Genomic DNA, 16,723 nt, shown 5'->3' on the forward strand with positions numbered 1-16,723 from the left:
GAACAATGATGCGCATGAGCCAGAACACCTCGACGTCTCAGGCATTGCTCGATCACGCCCGCTCGGTCACCCCAGGCGGCGTCAATTCCCCGGTGCGCGCGTTCCGCGCCGTCGGCGGCACGCCGCGCTTCATCCGTGAGGCGAAGGGGCCGTGGCTGACGGATGTCGACGGCAACCGTTACGTCGACCTCATCTGCTCGTGGGGGCCGATGATCCTCGGCCACGCCGACCCGCGCGTCATGGACGCGGTGCAGCAGGCCGCGTCGCGCGGGTTCAGCTTCGGCACGCCGAGCGAGAACGAGGTGGCGCTCGCCACCGAGATCGTCAGCCGCGTCGAGCCGGTCGAGCAGGTACGCCTCGTCTCCTCCGGCACGGAGGCCACGATGTCGGCCATCCGTCTCGCCCGCGGCGCGACGCAGCGCAGCAAGATCGTCAAGTTCGCAGGGTGCTACCACGGCCACGTCGACGCGCTGCTCGCCGCCGCCGGCTCCGGCCTCGCGACGTTCGCCCTGCCCGACTCGGCCGGCGTCCCCGCCTCGAGTGCGGGAGAGACGATCGTGCTGCCGTACAACGACGTCGACGCGCTCGACGCGGCCTTCGCCGAGCACGGTGACGAGGTCGCCGCCGTCATCACCGAGGCCTCGCCGGGCAACATGGGCGTCGTGACGCCGGTGCCCGGTTTCACGAAGGCGCTGCGCGACATCACCACGAAGCACGGCGCTCTGCTCATCTCCGACGAGGTGATGACGGGCTTCCGCTGCTCCGCGGCCGGCTGGTTCGGTCACGAGGGCCAGCAGGGTGAGACGGCGCCAGATCTGTTCACGTTCGGCAAGGTCATGGGCGGCGGCTTCCCGGCTGCCGCGTTCGGTGGGCGTCGCGACCTCATGGAGCTGCTCGCACCCGACGGCCCCGTCTACCAGGCGGGCACCCTCGCCGGTAACCCGATCGCGACGGCCGCCGGCCTCGCGACGCTGCAGGCCTGCACGCCGGAGGTCTACGCGCACCTCGACCGCGTCGCACACACGATCGCCGATGCGGCCTCGAGCGAGCTGACGAAGGCCGGCGTCCCGCACCAGGTGCAGTGGGCGAGTTCGATGTTCTCGATCTTCTTCACCGACGAGGCCGTGACGAACTACGACGGCGCCAAGAAACAGGACATCCATGCCTTCGCCCGCTTCTTCGACGCGATGCTCGCCCAGGGCGTGCACCTGCCGCCGTCGTCGTTCGAGGCCTGGTTCGTCTCCGCGAGTCACGACGACGAGGCCGTCGCGCACATCGTCGAAGCGCTGCCGACCGCGGCGCGCGCCGCGGCGTCCACAGACTCGGCTGCGACACTGTGAGCATGTCCGAGCACGCCACCTCCGATCCGTCGCGGACGCCGCAGCCGTCGCTCGCTGCCGTCAGCGAGCCGCGGGTGCCCGTCACGACGCTCGTGCACCTCGTGCGCCACGGCGAGGTCCACAACCCCGAGAAGGTGTTGTACGGGCGCCTCGATGGATACCACCTCTCTGAGCTCGGGCACGAGATGGCCGAGTTGACGAGCCAGTGGTTGGCGCCACGCGACGTCACGCACCTCGTCAGCTCGCCGCTCGAGCGAGCGCAGGAGACGATGGCGCCGATCGCCGACAAGCTCGGTCTGCCCGTCACGCTCGACGAGCGTGTCATCGAGGCAGGCAACGACTTCGAGGGCATGACGGTGGGCTCGAACCCCAAGCAGCTCATGCAGCCGCGCTTCTGGCCGAAGCTCACCAACCCGTTCCGCCCCAGCTGGGGCGAGCCGTACGACGAGATCGCCGCGCGCATGGATGCGGCGATCCGTGATGCTCGTGATGCGGCATCCGGGCACGAGGCCGTCATCGTCAGCCACCAGCTGCCGGTGTGGACGGCGCGTCGTTTCGCCGAGGGCAAGCGCCTGTGGCACGACCCGCGCTCGCGCGAGTGCACGCTCGCGTCGGTGACGACGATCGAGTTCATCGACGATGAGATCACCGACGTGCGCTACACCGAACCCGCCGGCCGGTTGCTCGCCGCCTCGACGAATGCGGTGGGAGCATGAGCAGCAGCATCACCCGGCGCGCCGCCGCCGTCATCGCTGCCGGTGCTCTGACGTTCGGTGCGACGGCGTGCGGTGACGGCAAGAACGACGAGATCAGCAAGCAGGCGCAGGACCAGAAGGGCTACGTCGGCGGCGACGGAACCGTCGAGGAGCTTCCCGCAGCCAAGCGCGACAAGCCCGTCACGTTGAGTGGCAAACTGCTCGACGGCACCGACTGGAACGTGGAGCAGGCTCGCGGCAAGGTTGTCGTGCTCAACGTCTGGGGCGCCTGGTGCGGCCCGTGCGGGGCCGAGATGCCGCACCTGCAGAAGGCGTGGCAGTCGTACGAGAAGGCGGGCAAGAACGTCGTGTTCATGGGCATCGACCAGCGTGACTCGAACGCCGTCGCCAGTTCGACCCTGAAGAAGTGGGGCGTCACGTACCCGTCCCTGGCCAATGACGACGGCGCCAACCTGCAGGGCCTTCAGCGCAAGGTCTCCGCGACCCCGACGACGCTCGTGCTCGACGCGCAGGGCCGCATCGCCGCGCGCGTCAGTGGGGCGACGACGGAGACGACGGTGCGCAACATGGTCGACAAGGTGCTGGCGGAGAAGGCTTGATCGCGTTGCTCGCGGCGAGCGACTCGCCGAGACAGATCGTCGCGGACGGCGCGTTGCCGCTCGCGATGTTCTTCGCTGCCCTCGCGGGGCTCGTCTCGTTCGCCTCGCCGTGCGTGCTGCCACTCGTACCAGGCTTCCTCGCCTACGTGACCGGCCTGACCGACGAGAAGCGTCGCACCCGCATCATCCTCGGCGCGTGCCTGTTCGTCCTCGGCTTCTCCGTCGTGTTCGTCGGCCTGCAGGCCGCGCTGTCGTTCTTCGTCGACACCGTCGGCGCCCACGACACGCTGCTGCTGCGCGTCGGCGGGGTGTTAGTCATCGTCATGGGCCTGCTGTTCCTCGGCGTGCTCGGCCAGCGCGGATTCACCGTGCGCTGGCGCCCGGCCGCGGGGCTGCTCGGCGCTCCGCTGCTCGGCGCCGTGTTCGCGCTCGGCATGTCGCCGTGCGTCGGGCCGGTCTACGGCGCGATCCTCGCGGCCAACACCGCACTCGGATCGAGCGGCGTCAACGGGCGCGGGTTGCTGCTCACCGCCTGCTACAGCCTGGGCATCGGCATCCCCTTCATTCTCATCGCGGCCGGCTGGAGCCGCGCCGAGCGCGCCTCGAAGTGGTTGCGCGCGCGGCATCGTCCGATCCAGCTCGTCGGCGGCGGCCTCATGATCGCCATCGGCGTGCTCATGGTGACGGGTCTGTGGAACTCGCTCATCGCCGACATCCAGACCCATCTCGTCAATCAGTTCGAACCGGTGATCTAGTGGCCAAGACGTCAGACAACCCCGAACCCGGCGCGTTCCGCGTCGACGACGCTGCTCACGGCGAGGCATCCATGGGCGGTGCGGCGCGCGACGACGTGCCCCGTGACGATGCGGCCGACGCAGACTCGACGAAGACGTCCTCGCGGGACGATCGGGCGACGGTGACGCAGCCGCGTCTCGGGTTCCTCGGCGGCCTGCGCTGGTTCTGGCGGCAGTTGACGAGCATGCGCACGGCGCTGTTCCTGTTGCTGCTCGTCGCGGTCGGGGCCGTGCCGGGCTCGATCTTCCCGCAGCACTCGATCGACGAGCAGCGTGTCACGCAGTACCGCCTCGATCATCCGGATCTGGCGCCGTGGCTCGACCGGCTCGGCATGTTCAACGTCTACAGCTCGCCGTGGTTCGCCGCCATCTACCTTCTGCTGACTGTGTCGCTCGTCGGCTGTATCATCCCGCGCGTCCGGGTGCACTACAAGGCGATGCGGCAGGGCCCGCCCGCGATGCCCCGCCGCCTCTCACGCCTTCCCGCGCACCGCGAGGTGACGCTCGAGGCGACCCCCGAGCAGGTCATCGCCGCGACGCGTACCGTCCTGCGGCGCAAGCGGTTCGCGCTGCGCAAGGGCACGGGCGAGTTCGAGGTCGCCTCCGAGGGCGGCATGCTGCGCGAGACGGGCAACCTGCTGTTCCACCTCAGCCTCATCGGCATCATCGTCTCGGTCGCGGCCGGGCACGTCTGGGGCTGGCGCGGTGACGTCATCGTCCCCGAGGGCAGCGGTTTCGCCTCGACGCCGTCGCGCTACGACACCCTGAAGCTCGGGCCGTGGGTCGATGCGGAGCAGGACATCCCCGACTGGGCGCTCAAGATGAACACGCTCAAGGTGATGTTCGAGAGCAACGTCGACCCGACGAGCAGCCAGTGGGGTCAACCGCGCGACTTCACCGCCGACGTCGACTACCGGGAGTCGGCGAACAGCGCGTGGAAGAAGGACACGATCAAGGTCAACCACCCGCTGAAGGTGGGAGGCGGCGAGGTGTACCTGCTCGGCAACGGCTACGCCCCGAAGATCACGTTCAAGGACGCGAAGGGCAACGTCCTGTATGACGAATCCACGCCGTTCCTGTCGATCGACAACAAGTACAAGTCGACCGGCGCATTCAAGATCTCGGGCGCCTCACCGAAGCAGATCGGCCTCACCGGCTTCTTCCTGCCGACGGCCTACCTCGACCCGAACCTGGGCCCGAGCTCGGCCTTCCCCGACGCCAAGGCGCCGGCGCTGTACCTCACGGCGTTCACGGGCGACCTGTACCCGAACGGTCGCCCGCAGTCGGTGTTCAGCCTCGACACCGGCACGATGACGCAGCTCAAGGACGAGAAGGGCCAGCCGGTGCGTCTGCAGCTCGCCCTCGGCCAGACGGTGCAGCTGCCGAACAACCTCGGCTCCGTGACGTTCGACGCGGCGCCACGGTGGGCGGGGCTGTCGATCCGTCACGACCCCGGCAAGGGGCCGGCCCTGCTGTTCAGCGTCCTCGCACTCGCCGGCCTCGTGCTTTCGCTGACGATCCGTCGTCGGCGCGTGTTCGTCCGCGTCCGTCCCGCTACGGATGGTGACACCGACGCGCGTACAGTGGTTGAGATCGGTGGGCTCGCCAAGGGTGAGGATCCTCGTCTCGCGCTGGCGGTCGACGACATCCTCGAACGCATCAGCCGCGCGGCGGCCCCCACCACGAAGACGACAGGTAAGGCATGATGTCCGCTTTCGCATTCATCGACGAGGCGCACAGCACCCTCGCGCAGAACTCCACGCGCGCCGTGTATGCGGCCGCGCTCGTCCTCACCCTCGCGATGCTCTCGTTCTGCGTCGATCTCGCCCAGGCCCCTGGCCGTCAGGCGCGGGCCGGACGCCGAGGCGCGGCCGATGAGGCTGCTGTCGAGGCCGACGCCATGAGCGCCGAGGCCACGAGCGCCGGCGCGGCAGCGTCGTCGACGGCCAGCGTCGGTGGTGCGACGGCGGTACTCGAACGCACCCGCGAACGTCGTGACCTCGACGGCGACGGCACCCCCGACGTCCCGGCCGACGGTCACAAGCGTCAGTGGGCCGGCACCGGCATGGCGCTGACGTGGCTGGGTGCCGCGTTCCTCATCGCGGGCATCGTCATGCGATCGCTCGCCGTGCACCGCCCGCCGCTGGGCAACATGTACGAGTTCGACCTCGCCGGTACCGCGTTCCTGCTCGTGTGCTTCCTGCTGTGGAGCCTGCGAAAGGACGTGCGCTGGCTCGGCGCGTTCGTCACGCTGCCCGCGACGCTGTTCCTCATCCTCGCGGCGAAGGTGTACTACACCGAGGCGAGCAAGCTCATGCCGTCGCTGCAGTCGTACTGGTTGTCGATCCACGTGACGGTCGCGACGCTGTCCGTCGGCCTGTTCACGATCGGCTTCGTCATCACAGCGCTGTACCTCGCCCAGAAGACGCGCGAGGAGAGGGGCAAGAGCAGCGGTTTCCTGCGCTCGCTGCCCGATTCGGAGACCCTCGACCGCCTCTCCTACGGCGTGCACATCATCGCGTTCCCGCTGTGGATGTTCACCGTCCTGTGCGGCGCCATCTGGGCGCAGGAGGCCTGGGGTCACTACTGGAACTGGGACCCGAAGGAAGTGTGGTCGCTCGTCATCTTCATCGTCTACGCGGCCTACCTGCACAGCCGCGTGACGGTCGGGTGGAGCGGACGCAAGGCCGCCGCCGTCGTCCTCGTCGGCTTCGCGTGCATCCTCATCAACTACGGCGTCGTCAACGTGTTCTTCGTCGGCCAGCACTCCTACTCGGGGCTGTGATCGGCTGATGGCACCTGTCGCTCGTTACACCGTTCTGCGCATCCTCGTCTTCTTCGGCTGCGTGTGCCTGGGCTACCTGTGCGGGCTGCGCAGTTTCCTGCTGCTCATCGTCGCGGCGCTCGCGTCGACGGCGATCAGCTTCTTCGCGCTCAACCGCTTCCGTCAGGAGACGGTCGACGTCGTCGAAGATCGCGTCGAGAAGCGTCGTGCCCGTGCGCAGCAGATGCGTGAGGCCGAGGACGTCGAAGAGGACTGATCGACGCTCGATCCGCACCGGGCCCCTGACGGGCCGGGCGTGCTGGTCGCAGACGAATGATGACGAAGGCCGGCCGTCCCCGAGGGGCGGCCGGCCTTCGCGTGTGTTGAAGTCTTTGTCGTCGTTGCTGCTGTCGTCGTCGGATTGGCAGCGGATGACGGCGTGGTGGGCGCTGCAGCCGTCAGGGCCGTCAGTGCATGAGGTGCGCGGCGTAGAGGCCGCCGCCGAGGAGCAGGCCGTAGAGCAGCTGGTAACGGCCGGTGCCGGCGAGGGCCGGCACGAGGTCGCGGCCCGTGGCGCCGCGCATGACGCGCAGCACCGGCGGGATCGCGGCGATGAGGGCGACGAAGCCCGCCGCAGCGGCGACGTGGAACAGCGTGCACACCGCGACGGCGGCGACGGACACGGCGATGAGCAGGACGTAGAACGTGCGGGTGGCCTTGTCGCCGAGCCGCACGGCGAGGGTGTGCTTGCCGGCTTCGACGTCCGTCGGGATGTCGCGCAGGTTGTTCGTCACGAGGATCGCGCAGGCGATCGCGCCCACGCCGATGCTGCCCGCCCACGCGGACGGCGACAGCGTGTGGGCCTGCGTGTACGTCGTGCCGAGTACCGCGACGAGGCCGAAGAAGACGAAGACGAAGACCTCACCGAGCCCCATGTAGCCGTAAGGGCGCTTGCCGCCGGTGTAGAACCACGCCGCGAGGATGGCGGCGGCGCCGACGAGCAGCAGCCACGGCGTGTTCGACAGCGTGACGAGCGCGAGGCCGACGAACGCGGCGACGAAGAAGCACCCGAACGCGGCGAGCTTGACGTTGCCCGGGTTCGCGAGGCCTTGACCGACCAGGCGCACCGGGCCGACGCGGTCCTCGTCGGTGCCGCGGATGCCGTCGGAGTAGTCGTTGGCGTAGTTGACGCCGATCTGGAGGAACAGCGCGACGATGAGCGCGAGCAGCGCATAGCCGGGGTTCGCCTTCTCCATCGCGTAGGCCGCGCCCGTTCCGACGAGGACGGGGGCGATGGCGGCGGGCAGCGTGCGGGGGCGCGCGCCCTCGACCCATTGGTTCAGGGTGGCCATGTGCGGGATGTTCTCCAGGTCGTGTGGGCCGGGGCTCCGGCGATCTAGCGGGGGTCTCGTAGATTGTGCCACTCGGGCGAGCAGGCGATGAGCGCGCGATCGGGCTTGCCGACGCCCGTCAGCGGGATCGTCTCGAGCACGCGAGCCATGGCCGGGACGGCGTACGGCGGCAACGCCTTTCGGCACTCACTCATGAGACGCGCGAGGACGTCATCGGTTGCCTCGCGACGTTCGGTCGTGACGACAGCCACAGCGACGCACTGCCCCCAGCGCTCGTGCGGGCGGGCGACGACGACGGCGTCACGTATGCCGTCGACACCGCGGACGACGTCCTCGACGACGCGCGGACTCACCTTGTACCCGCCGGTGTTGATGACGTCGTCGATGCGCCCCTCGATGTGCAACGCGCCGTCGAAGCGTCCGAGGTCGTCGGTGAGGAACAGCGTCGCCTCGCCGGGTGTCGCCTCGCTGCGTCGGCGCTCTGACAGGCCCGTGGGGGCAGATTCGCGGGTCGCGTCGCCGTCGGGTGCGGAGTCGACGGGCGATGAGTCGATCGTGGGCCTGGCGAGAATGCGTGCGGCGACGAACGTCGCGGCCGATCGTTCGGCGTCGCCGAGGTAGCCACTCGCCAGCGTCGGGCCGGACAGGGCGATGCGACCGAGGCCTTCGTCGTCAGCGTCGAGGACGTGGACGCCGACGCCCGCGAGGGGGACGCCGTCGTAGACGCAGCCGCCGGCCGTCTCGCTCGAGCCGTACGTCGTCACGATGGCGAGCCCGGCGTCGCTGGCGCGCGACTGCAGGTCGGGGGGCGTCGCGGCGCCCCCGACGAGGATGCTGCGGTAGCGCCGAGCCGCCTCGAGAGCGCGCACGCCGACGGGGTCGTCGCGCTCGGCGGCGTCGAGGACGTCACGCAGCTGCGTCGGGACGAGGCTCGTGTGGATGGGGGAGAAGGGCGGCGCGTTGCGGGCGACGAGCGTCGTGGCCCTGGTGAACTGCTCGAGCGACCAGGCGTCCATGACGATCGGTGTCGTGCCCGCGATGAGTGAGCGCACGATGACCTGCGTGCCCGCGATGTGATGCGGCGGCAGCGGAAGCAACCACGTACCCGCGCCGATGCGCTCGTGGGTCGCGGTGGCGCTCGCGATGAGCGCGTCCTTCGTCAGCATCGCGCGCTTCGGGGTGCCGGTGGATCCGCTCGTCGAGACGACGAGCGCGAGGCGTTGGGGCGCGTCGGTGGGGTGACGCGGGACGTCGGGGGCCGGAGTGCCCGCCTCGTAGGGCGCGAGGGCCGGGCCGGTTCCGGCGAGCGCGGCATCGAGGGCCTCGTAGTAGGGCGTGATGTCGGCGCGGTCGACGGCGAACGGCACGAGCTCAGGCATGACGTTCACTGTACGACGCGCCCGGCAGAGCCAGGTGAGGTGCCTCGCGCCGGCGGACGTCAGGTGCGGGGTGCGGCCAGGACGGGCAGGATGGGGTCATGACTGAGCGCAAGGTGGCAGTGGTGACGGGTGCGAGCAGCGGGATCGGGCGGGCATCGGCTCGCGCTCTCGCGGCGAGGGGGTACGACGTGGTGTGCGCGGCGCGGCGACTCGACCGGGTGGAGGAACTCGCCCGGGAGATCGACGGGCGCGCCGTCCAGTGCGACGTGACGAACGTCGACGACGTGAAGAACCTCGCCGCTCAGGCCGGCTCGCGCGTCGACGTGCTCGTCGCGAACGCCGGTGGCGCGTTCGGTGCCGAGCCCGTCGCGACCGCGAACCTCGACGACTGGCGCCGCATGTACGACGTCAACGTCATCGGAACCGCGGCGACGATCCAGGCGTTCCTGCCGGCGCTCGAGGCGGCACACGGCGTCATCATCACGATCGGGTCGACGGCCGGCATCGTCAGCTACGAGGGCGGCGCCGGGTACTGCGGTTCGAAGCACGCCGTGCGCGCTCTCATGGGGGCGTTGCGCCTGGAGCTGTTCGACAAGCCGGTGCGCGTCTGCGAGATCGACCCCGGCATGGTGAAGAGTGACGAGTTCGCGCTCGTCCGCTTCGGCGGTGACGCCGACAAGGCCGCGGCCGTGTACCAGGGCGTCGAGGCGCCGCTGACGCAGGACGACATCGCCGACGCCGTCGCCTACATTGCCGAACTGCCGGAGCACGTCAACATCGACCAGATGGTCGTGCGTCCGCGCGCCCAGGCCGCGCAGCACAAGGTGCACCGCACCTCCTGACGCTCTCGCCCGCCGGTCCCCAGATGGGGCACGGTGGGTCGAGCGCGGAGCGTGAGGGACGAGCGGTCGGGGCTGGGGATGAGCGATCGGGGCTGGGTGACGACGCTGCCAGGGCCCCGTCTGCATGCCACCGGTTCACGGGCTGAGCCCGTCTGGCGACGCGTTGCGGCGCGGCCGTATCGTGGCGCCCGTCAGCAGTGGTGACCGCGGCGCGGTCACTGTCGTGAGTACCCGGGTTTGCGGCGGCCCACAGATGTTCAGGAGCTTCGGTGGCCCCGTCACGGTTTTCCTCGTCCAGCGTCATGTCCTCCTCGACGGCCCCGGCCGTTCTCATGGTCATCGGCTCGTGCACATCCCTGCAGTTCGGGGCGAGCCTCGCGACGCAGCTCTTCGGCCCGCTCGGAGCGACGGGCGTGACGACGCTGCGGCTCGGTCTCGCCGCCGTCATGCTGGCGCTGGTGACGCGCCCGAGGGTGCGCACCTGGACGCGTTCGCAGTGGACGGCTGTCGCCGCGTTCGGCCTCGCTCTCGCAGGTATGAACGGGATGTTCTACGAGGCGATCGCGCGCATTCCTCTCGGCCCGGCGGTCGCCATCGAGTTCCTCGGCCCGCTCGGGCTGGCCGCGATCCTGTCGCGCAAGCTCAAGGACTTCGCCTGGATCGTGCTGGCGCTCGTCGGGGTCATGATCCTCGGTTTCGATGACGCAGGTGGTTCGCTCGACCTCGTCGGCGTCGCGTTCGTCCTCGGCGCGGGGTTCTTCTGGGCGCTGTACATCCTCGCGAGTGAACGCGTCGGGGGAGCGGTCGACGGCGCGGGTGGCCTCGCGATGGCGCTCGTCGTCGGCACCGTCGCACTCGTCCCGTTCGGAGCGCAGGGCGCCTGGACGGGGCTGACGGACGTCCATTACCTCGCGCTCGCCATCGGCACCGCGTTCCTCGCCTCCGTCGTCCCGTATGCGCTCGAGCTGTCGGCGCTGCGGCGGCTGCCGAAGGCCGTGTTCGGGGTGCTGCTCGCCCTCGAACCCGTCATCGCGGCGCTCGCGGGTTGGCTGCTGCTCGATCAGGGCTTCGGTGCGACGCGCACGCTAGCAGTGCTCCTCGTCGTCGTCGCCGGCGCGGGGTCGGCCATCACGGCGTCACGGCGTGACGCGACGGTCGGCGTCGCCGCCGAACATGCTCCTGACGAGCTCGCCGCGTCCATCCACGGAGGGTGACGACGCCCGTGACGGCCGGTGTACGCAAGCATGCTCATGACGACATCGCCGCCGTCCCACGAAGACTGGCACCATGCGTCCCCGTAGATGAACGTCAGGCGGCCAGGGCCTTGCTCAGAAAACCCACGCCCACGATGCAGCCCACGGCGCCGGCGATGCGGGCTCCTAGGACGTTGGGGGTGAAGGTGGCGCGTTCGCGCACCCAGCGAGGTTGCCAACCCCAGCGCTGGTTGTAGCGGATCATCTTCTCCGGGTATGGCGCCTGGTAGCCGCCATGAGGATGAACAACACCGCGATGGCGCCGCTGCCGAGGCAGCTCATCGGCGGGTTCCACGTCGAGTCATCCTCGGATCGTGCGGCGTGACGGCCTGTTGACGCTCCCGATCTGCCTTTCCCTTGACCCAGGTCCTCCGTCCAAGCGGATCGTTTCCCGCGATACGCCCCGGTGCCCCACGACGCCCCAAGGGTGAGCAGCCACGGCCAGTGGCGAATGTGGACGAAATTCACGGAGGGGGACGAAAATCGCAGGGGTGCACGGGGCTGCGGGGCCGCCACCGTCGCCCTTCGAGTGGCGCGATGGGGTCGTCACCGCCGCGTCCTAGACTGACGGCATGAGTGAGACCACCCCTGACGAAGCCGTCCGGCAGCCCGAGAACCCCTTCGACCCGAGCGCGTGGACCGCCGTCGAGGGGTTCGAGGATCTCACCGACATCACGTACCACCGCAGTCGCGAACTCGGTTGTGTGCGTGTGGCGTTCGATCGTCCCGAGGTGCTCAACGCCTTTCGTCCGCACACCGTCGACGAGTTGTATCGCGTGCTCGATCACGCGCGCCGCACGCCGGACGTCGGCGTCGTCCTGCTCACCGGCAACGGCCCCGGGCCGGAGGGCACCGGCAGCGCCGGCAAGTGGGCGTTCTGCTCGGGCGGCGACCAGCGCATCCGTGGCCGCTCCGGCTACCAGTACGCGGCCGATCCAACGGGTGACGACTCCGCGAGCGGCGTCGACGAACTGCGTGTCAAGGCCGAAGGTGGGCGTCTGCACATCCTCGAGGTGCAACGGCTCATCCGCACCATGCCGAAGATCGTCATCTGCCTCGTGCCCGGCTGGGCCGCCGGTGGCGGGCACAGCCTCCACGTCGTGTGCGACCTGACGATGGCCTCCCGCGAGCACGCGCGGTTCAAGCAGACCGACGCCGACGTCGGCTCGTTCGACGCCGGCTACGGCTCGGCGTACCTCGCGAAGATGGTCGGGCAGAAGTTCGCGCGGGAGATCTTCTTCCTCGGCCGCACCTACACCGCCGACGACATGCACCGGATGGGTGCGGTCAACTTCGTCTGCCCGCACGCCGAGCTCGAGAGCGAGGCTCTGCAGGTGGTGCGGGAGATCATGGCGAAGTCGCCGCAGGCGCAGCGCATGCTGAAGTTCGCGTTCAACCTCACCGACGACGGCCTCATGGGCCAGCAGGTGTTCGCCGGTGAGGCCACGCGCCTCGCCTACATGACGGACGAGGCCGTCGAGGGCCGCGATCAGTTCCTCGAGAAGCGCGACCCCGACTGGTCGGGTTTCCCCTGGTACTTCTGAGAACCCCCAGGGCCGCCCGCGCCGTCTCCTGCTGAGGCCGGGGGCCGCCCTCTGCGCGCAAATGCACCCAGGTGCATTTGCGGGCAAGGTGAGGGCGCGGTCTTCGCGCATGGCGGGCCGGGCGTTCCACACGTGATCTGCGATGAGCGCGCACCCGCGGGGGTGCGCGCTCATCGCTTTGGTCCATCGTCCCCCGAGGCAGAGGCAGAGGCAGAGGCAGAGGCAGAGGCCGGCGCCCAGCCCCCGTTCGCGGCATTCGAACTTTACCAACCGAAAGGTAAAGTAAAGGCCATGAGGCAGAGTTCACGTGAGGTCATCCTCGACGCGGCGCTCGCGCTGATGCGGCGTCAGGAGCCGGTGTCGCTCGACACGGTCGCGCACGCGGCCGGGCTGACGAAGCCGGGGCTGATGTACCACTTCAAGACCAAGGAAGCGCTCATGCTCGCGGTCGTCGATCGGGTGGCTGACGACCAGAAGCGCCAACTGGAGAAGCTCCTGGCGGACGTCGACCCCGTGTCGCCGTGGCCGCGGCTGACGGCGTACGTCCGATGGATGCTCGCGGGCGAGGTCGACGAAGCAGACCTCGCGATGATGGCAGATCCGCGCCTGCGCGAGGTCCTCACGCGCCGCTGGGAAGAGCACTTCGAGCCCTGGGTGGCGCTGCCCGAAGGTCTCGACCCGCAGACGCGGGCACGCCTCGAGGGCGCCCGCTTCATGGCCGACGGCGTGTGGTTCGCCGACGCCAGCGGCGCCCTGCCCCTCGACGACGACGGCCGCTCGGGCGTGCAGGCACTCGCCGAACAGCTCCTCGCCCCTCAGACGCAGGGCGAGCGACACGCAGCGTCTTCGCACCAGGGGCATGCTGACGACGTCCTGCATGGGCGCCACATCGGAGATCGGCGCCGTCGACGATGACGCCCCTCACCACACGTCGCCACACGAACCCGACACGAAGCCCGGCAAGAAGATCAAGAACGTGAAGGAGGAGGAGGCGTGAAGAACTACCTGATGCTCGGATGCGCGGTCGTGTGCGAGGTCATCGGCTCGTCAGCGCTGAAGCGCGCGGAGCAGGACGCCGCGTGGTTTCTGCTCACGCTCATCGCCGACCTCGGCGCCTTCGTCCTGTTGGCGTTGCTGTTGCGCCGGGGCATGGCACTCAGCGTCGTCTACGGCATCTGGGGCGCGCTCGGCGTGGCGCTCACGGCATTCGTCGGGACGGTGGTGTTCGGCGAGCCCTTCACGCTGATGATGGGTTGCGGCGTCGCACTCGTCATCGGGGGCGTGATCATGGTCGAGGTCGGCTCCGACTCCCAAGCACGGCCGAGGACGGTTCGAGCGCGACGATGAACGAGGTGCGCGCGTGAGCTACATCTTCCTCGTCAGTGCGGTCATCAGCGAGGTGATCGGCACGGCCTTCATGCGCGTCGCAGCGCAGGGGCGGGCCCGGTACTACGCCGTGGTCGGGGTCGCTTACACCCTGGCGCTGTACCTGCTCGTGCGCACTCTGAGTGAAGGCATGGGCATCGGTGTCGCGTACGGCATCTGGGCCGCCGCAGGCGTCGCGCTGACGGCACTCGTCAGCCGGTTCGTGTTCAAGGAGCCCATCACTCGCATGATGTGGTGCGGCATGGCCCTCATCGCCGTCGGCGTCGTGCTCATCGAGGGTGGCGCACACGCCTGAGGCCCTCGACGTCGCCGCTCTGGAACCGGCCTTGCCGACGACGAACGCACCGGACGATCCGTGATCGTCCGGTGCGTTCGTCTTGTCTGCGCTGCGTCAGCCCTGCGTCCAGCTCCGCGTGGCCTCGAACACCTTCGAGCCGTCGAGGTCCGCGAGCGACATCCCCGCGAACGTCGTCGCCGCGTCGCTCGTCTGCCAGCGGAAGCGGTACTCGTCCGACAGGGCCGCCCCGGCGATGGCCTCGCCCGCGCTCTCGGCGCTCTGGGCGTTGGCGAAGGCACCTTCGGTGCGCTTCATGTACGCGGCGAGCAGGTCGGCGTACGGCCCCGCGTCGTCGCGCTGGACGTTCTCGACGAAGTTCGTCGCCACGGCGGCCGGTTCGATGACGCTGACCTTGATGCCGAACGCCGCGGCGACCGTCGACAGCGACTGCATGAAACCCTCGACGGCGAACTTGGCGCCGCAGTAGGCGTCGGCGAACGGCTGGCCGACGGCGCCGCCGACCGACGTCACCGTCAGGATCGTGCCGGACGTGGCCTTGCGCATGTGCGGCAGTGCGGCTTGCGTCAGCGCGACGGCCGAGAAGTAGTTCGTCTCCATCTGCTCCTTGATCGTCAGCATGTCGAGCGTCTCCGCGGTAGCGACGCACCCGCGCCCCGCGTTGTTGACGAGCACGTCGAGTCGCCCGTACTGCTCGACGACCGCATTGACGAGCTTCTCGCCCGCGCCATGATCGGTGACGTCGAGTTCACGGACGTCGAGCGTGACGCCCGCCTTGGCCGCCGTCTCGTTGAGCTCGCCCGCCTTGTCGGACGAACGAACCGTCGCGACGACCGTGGCGCCCGCCTTGGCGAGAGCGATGGCGGCATGCAGCCCCATGCCGCTGGAGGTTCCGGTGATGAGCGCGATCTTCGTCATGACGCCATTGTGTGTCCGCCTCCTGAACACGAGCGAATCGGTCGAGTAGGAGCGGCAGGATGCGCCGATTCGACCCTGCCGCTCGTATTCGCGGGGGTGCTGCGCGCGAGTGTGGGAAGCGCCGCCCGCGCATGGCCGTCAGATGGCATGAAGGCAGTTCATGTCCCGGGCTGGACGCGCGGGCCTGCACGTGGCGTAAGGGCGGCTCGTGTCCCGGGGCCTGCATCGCGGAAGCTGCTGCGACGATAGGGGGCATGAACGCGCGGCCTCTTGAACTGCCCCTCTCGTCGCTCGATGAGCTGCTCGATGGGTTCGAGGTCGTCTCGATTCCGCTCAACACGCGCTTTCGTGGTGTCGAGCATCGCGAGTGTGCCTATCTTCAGGGGCCTTGTGGTGCAGGAGAATTCGCGCCGTTCCTCGAGTACGGGCCGGCCGAGGCGTCGCGCTGGCTCGCGGCTGCGATCGAGGCGGCGTACCTCGGGTGGCCCGAGCCGGTGCGCGCGACGGTGCCCGTCAACGCGACCGTCCCGGCTGTTCCCGCCGGCGCCGTCGCCGGGGTGCTCGCCCGGTTCGATGGGTGCCGCACCGCGAAGGTCAAGGTGGCAGAGAGGGGCCAGAACCTCGACGACGACGTCGCCCGCGTCGCCGCCGTCCGTGACGGCCTCGGCGCCGACGCGAAGGTGCGTCTCGACGCGAACGGCGGATGGGATGTCGACCAGGCCGTCGCCGCGATCACACGACTGGCTGCGTTCGACCTCGAATACGTCGAGCAGCCCGTCATGCCCGTCGAAGATCTGGCGCGCGTTCGGAAGACGCTCGCGCGCAACGGAATCGACGTTCTCATCGCCGCCGACGAGTCGATCCGCAAGGCCGACGACCCGATGCGTGTCGTCGAGCTCGAGGCCGCTGATCTAGCGATCGTCAAGGTCGCGCCGCTCGGGGGAGTGCGCGCGGCGCTGCGCATCGCAGACGAGACAGGCCTCCCGATGGTCGTCAGTTCGGCGCTCGATTCGAGCCCCGGGATGGCGGCAGGCGTGGCGCTCGCGGCTGCTCTGACCGAGCTCGATCACGCGTGCGGCCTCGGCACGATCAACCTGCTCGACGGCGACGTCATCGCCGACCCCCTCGTCCCTCGTGACGGGACGATCGACGTAGCTCGCGCCGCCGCCGCGCGCCACCTCGACCCGACGTGCGTCGAGCGTCACCGCGCGAGCCCCGAGCGCCGGCAGTGGTGGCGCGAGCGACTGATCGCGAGCTACCAGCACCTGAAGCGCGACGCCTGACCGACGCTCACCACCTGACCGACGCAGACTGCCTGACCAACGCTCGGCGCGGGTTCGTCATGCCCCGGTCAGAGCTGCGAGCCGGCATGGCGGGTTTTCGGCCCTCAGGGGCGCCGCTGGGAGCTGTAATTCCGCATGGTGGGGTTGCAAGCTCCTAACCGACAGCCGGCCGGCTCACACGGCCACGCCCCCACGCAGCCAGCGCGACCCACTCAATCGGCGCCACTCACTCAATCGGCGCCACTCACGCAGGCAGCG

General features: G+C 69.4%; 18 protein-coding genes. 14 read left to right on the forward strand and 4 right to left on the reverse strand.

What is annotated here, in order from left to right:
• Window positions 1–14: 14 nt before the first annotated feature.
• From hemL to AC1RS9_RS06295, 7 genes are read left to right on the forward strand one after another with little or no spacing between them, the layout of a single operon-like run.
• On the forward strand, window positions 15–1,340 hold the full coding sequence (hemL, locus tag AC1RS9_RS06265; protein WP_492920875.1) for a glutamate-1-semialdehyde 2,1-aminomutase: 1,326 nt from the start codon (window positions 15–17) through the stop codon (window positions 1,338–1,340).
• Window positions 1,337–2,056, forward strand: coding sequence for a histidine phosphatase family protein (locus tag AC1RS9_RS06270; protein ID WP_115296973.1), 720 nt, complete (start codon window positions 1,337–1,339; stop codon window positions 2,054–2,056). The genes hemL and AC1RS9_RS06270 overlap by 4 nt, the downstream gene beginning before the upstream one ends.
• Window positions 2,053–2,655 carry a TlpA family protein disulfide reductase gene (locus AC1RS9_RS06275; protein ID WP_006943681.1) on the forward strand — a complete coding sequence of 201 codons (603 nt, stop codon included), beginning with the start codon at window positions 2,053–2,055 and terminating at the stop codon, window positions 2,653–2,655. Before AC1RS9_RS06270 ends, AC1RS9_RS06275 begins: the two co-directional genes overlap by 4 nt.
• Complete coding sequence (locus AC1RS9_RS06280) at window positions 2,652–3,410, forward strand: cytochrome c biogenesis CcdA family protein (protein WP_404603497.1); 759 nt, start codon at window positions 2,652–2,654, stop codon at window positions 3,408–3,410. The genes AC1RS9_RS06275 and AC1RS9_RS06280 overlap by 4 nt, the downstream gene beginning before the upstream one ends.
• Window positions 3,410–5,155 carry a cytochrome c biogenesis protein ResB gene (gene resB / locus AC1RS9_RS06285; RefSeq protein ID WP_006943686.1) on the forward strand — a complete coding sequence of 582 codons (1,746 nt, stop codon included), beginning with the start codon at window positions 3,410–3,412 and terminating at the stop codon, window positions 5,153–5,155. Before AC1RS9_RS06280 ends, resB begins: the two co-directional genes overlap by 1 nt.
• Window positions 5,152–6,234, forward strand: a complete 1,083-nt coding sequence (gene ccsB / locus AC1RS9_RS06290; protein WP_492920879.1) for a c-type cytochrome biogenesis protein CcsB — start codon at window positions 5,152–5,154, stop codon at window positions 6,232–6,234. Before resB ends, ccsB begins: the two co-directional genes overlap by 4 nt.
• Before the next feature lie 7 nt (window positions 6,235–6,241).
• Entirely contained in the window at window positions 6,242–6,490 is a 249-nt protein-coding gene (locus tag AC1RS9_RS06295; protein WP_006943689.1) for a DUF4229 domain-containing protein, read from the forward strand.
• A 190-nt stretch (window positions 6,491–6,680) separates the two neighbouring features.
• Here AC1RS9_RS06295 and AC1RS9_RS06300 read toward each other — a convergent pair whose 3' ends face one another.
• Both AC1RS9_RS06300 and AC1RS9_RS06305 read right to left on the reverse strand, forming a co-directional pair.
• The gene (locus AC1RS9_RS06300) at window positions 6,681–7,565 is read right to left on the reverse strand and encodes a 1,4-dihydroxy-2-naphthoate polyprenyltransferase (protein WP_144694240.1); all 885 of its coding nucleotides are present in this window, start codon (window positions 7,563–7,565) and stop codon (window positions 6,681–6,683) included.
• Window positions 7,566–7,609: 44 nt separating this feature from the next.
• On the reverse strand, window positions 7,610–8,944 hold the full coding sequence (locus AC1RS9_RS06305; protein WP_492920882.1) for an AMP-binding protein: 1,335 nt from the start codon (window positions 8,942–8,944) through the stop codon (window positions 7,610–7,612).
• A 98-nt stretch (window positions 8,945–9,042) separates the two neighbouring features.
• Between AC1RS9_RS06305 and AC1RS9_RS06310 the strand changes: the two genes are divergently transcribed.
• Both AC1RS9_RS06310 and AC1RS9_RS06315 read left to right on the forward strand, forming a co-directional pair.
• Window positions 9,043–9,786 (forward strand): SDR family NAD(P)-dependent oxidoreductase, encoded by a 744-nt coding sequence (locus AC1RS9_RS06310; RefSeq protein ID WP_006943688.1) that lies wholly within the window; start codon window positions 9,043–9,045, stop codon window positions 9,784–9,786.
• 302 nt (window positions 9,787–10,088) lie between these two features.
• Entirely contained in the window at window positions 10,089–11,000 is a 912-nt protein-coding gene (locus AC1RS9_RS06315) for an EamA family transporter (protein WP_281710940.1), read from the forward strand.
• A gap of 94 nt (window positions 11,001–11,094) precedes the next feature.
• Here the strand turns inward: AC1RS9_RS06315 and AC1RS9_RS06320 are convergent, their stop codons facing one another.
• Window positions 11,095–11,334 carry a hypothetical protein gene (locus tag AC1RS9_RS06320; protein WP_492920884.1) on the reverse strand — a complete coding sequence of 80 codons (240 nt, stop codon included), beginning with the start codon at window positions 11,332–11,334 and terminating at the stop codon, window positions 11,095–11,097.
• Between the two features lie 277 nt (window positions 11,335–11,611).
• On the opposite strand from AC1RS9_RS06320, the gene AC1RS9_RS06325 reads away from it, so the two are divergent.
• From AC1RS9_RS06325 to AC1RS9_RS06340, 4 genes are all read left to right on the forward strand, one after another.
• Window positions 11,612–12,583 (forward strand): 1,4-dihydroxy-2-naphthoyl-CoA synthase, encoded by a 972-nt coding sequence (locus AC1RS9_RS06325; RefSeq protein WP_492920886.1) that lies wholly within the window; start codon window positions 11,612–11,614, stop codon window positions 12,581–12,583.
• 291 nt (window positions 12,584–12,874) lie between these two features.
• On the forward strand, window positions 12,875–13,498 hold the full coding sequence (locus tag AC1RS9_RS06330; RefSeq protein WP_006943684.1) for a TetR/AcrR family transcriptional regulator: 624 nt from the start codon (window positions 12,875–12,877) through the stop codon (window positions 13,496–13,498).
• Between the two features lie 78 nt (window positions 13,499–13,576).
• Window positions 13,577–13,930, forward strand: coding sequence for a DMT family transporter (locus AC1RS9_RS06335; RefSeq protein WP_492920888.1), 354 nt, complete (start codon window positions 13,577–13,579; stop codon window positions 13,928–13,930).
• A 13-nt stretch (window positions 13,931–13,943) separates the two neighbouring features.
• Window positions 13,944–14,264 carry a DMT family transporter gene (locus AC1RS9_RS06340; RefSeq protein WP_006943678.1) on the forward strand — a complete coding sequence of 107 codons (321 nt, stop codon included), beginning with the start codon at window positions 13,944–13,946 and terminating at the stop codon, window positions 14,262–14,264.
• 96 nt (window positions 14,265–14,360) lie between these two features.
• On the opposite strand, the gene AC1RS9_RS06345 is transcribed toward AC1RS9_RS06340, so the two are convergent.
• A complete protein-coding gene (locus AC1RS9_RS06345; RefSeq protein WP_492920890.1) occupies window positions 14,361–15,182 on the reverse strand; it encodes an SDR family NAD(P)-dependent oxidoreductase in 822 nt (273 codons plus the stop codon).
• A gap of 254 nt (window positions 15,183–15,436) precedes the next feature.
• On the opposite strand from AC1RS9_RS06345, the gene AC1RS9_RS06350 reads away from it, so the two are divergent.
• On the forward strand, window positions 15,437–16,465 hold the full coding sequence (locus AC1RS9_RS06350; protein ID WP_006943687.1) for an o-succinylbenzoate synthase: 1,029 nt from the start codon (window positions 15,437–15,439) through the stop codon (window positions 16,463–16,465).
• Window positions 16,466–16,723: the final 258 nt, after the last annotated feature.

This window comes from Dermacoccus sp. MPR-E5 (assembly GCF_058809565.1).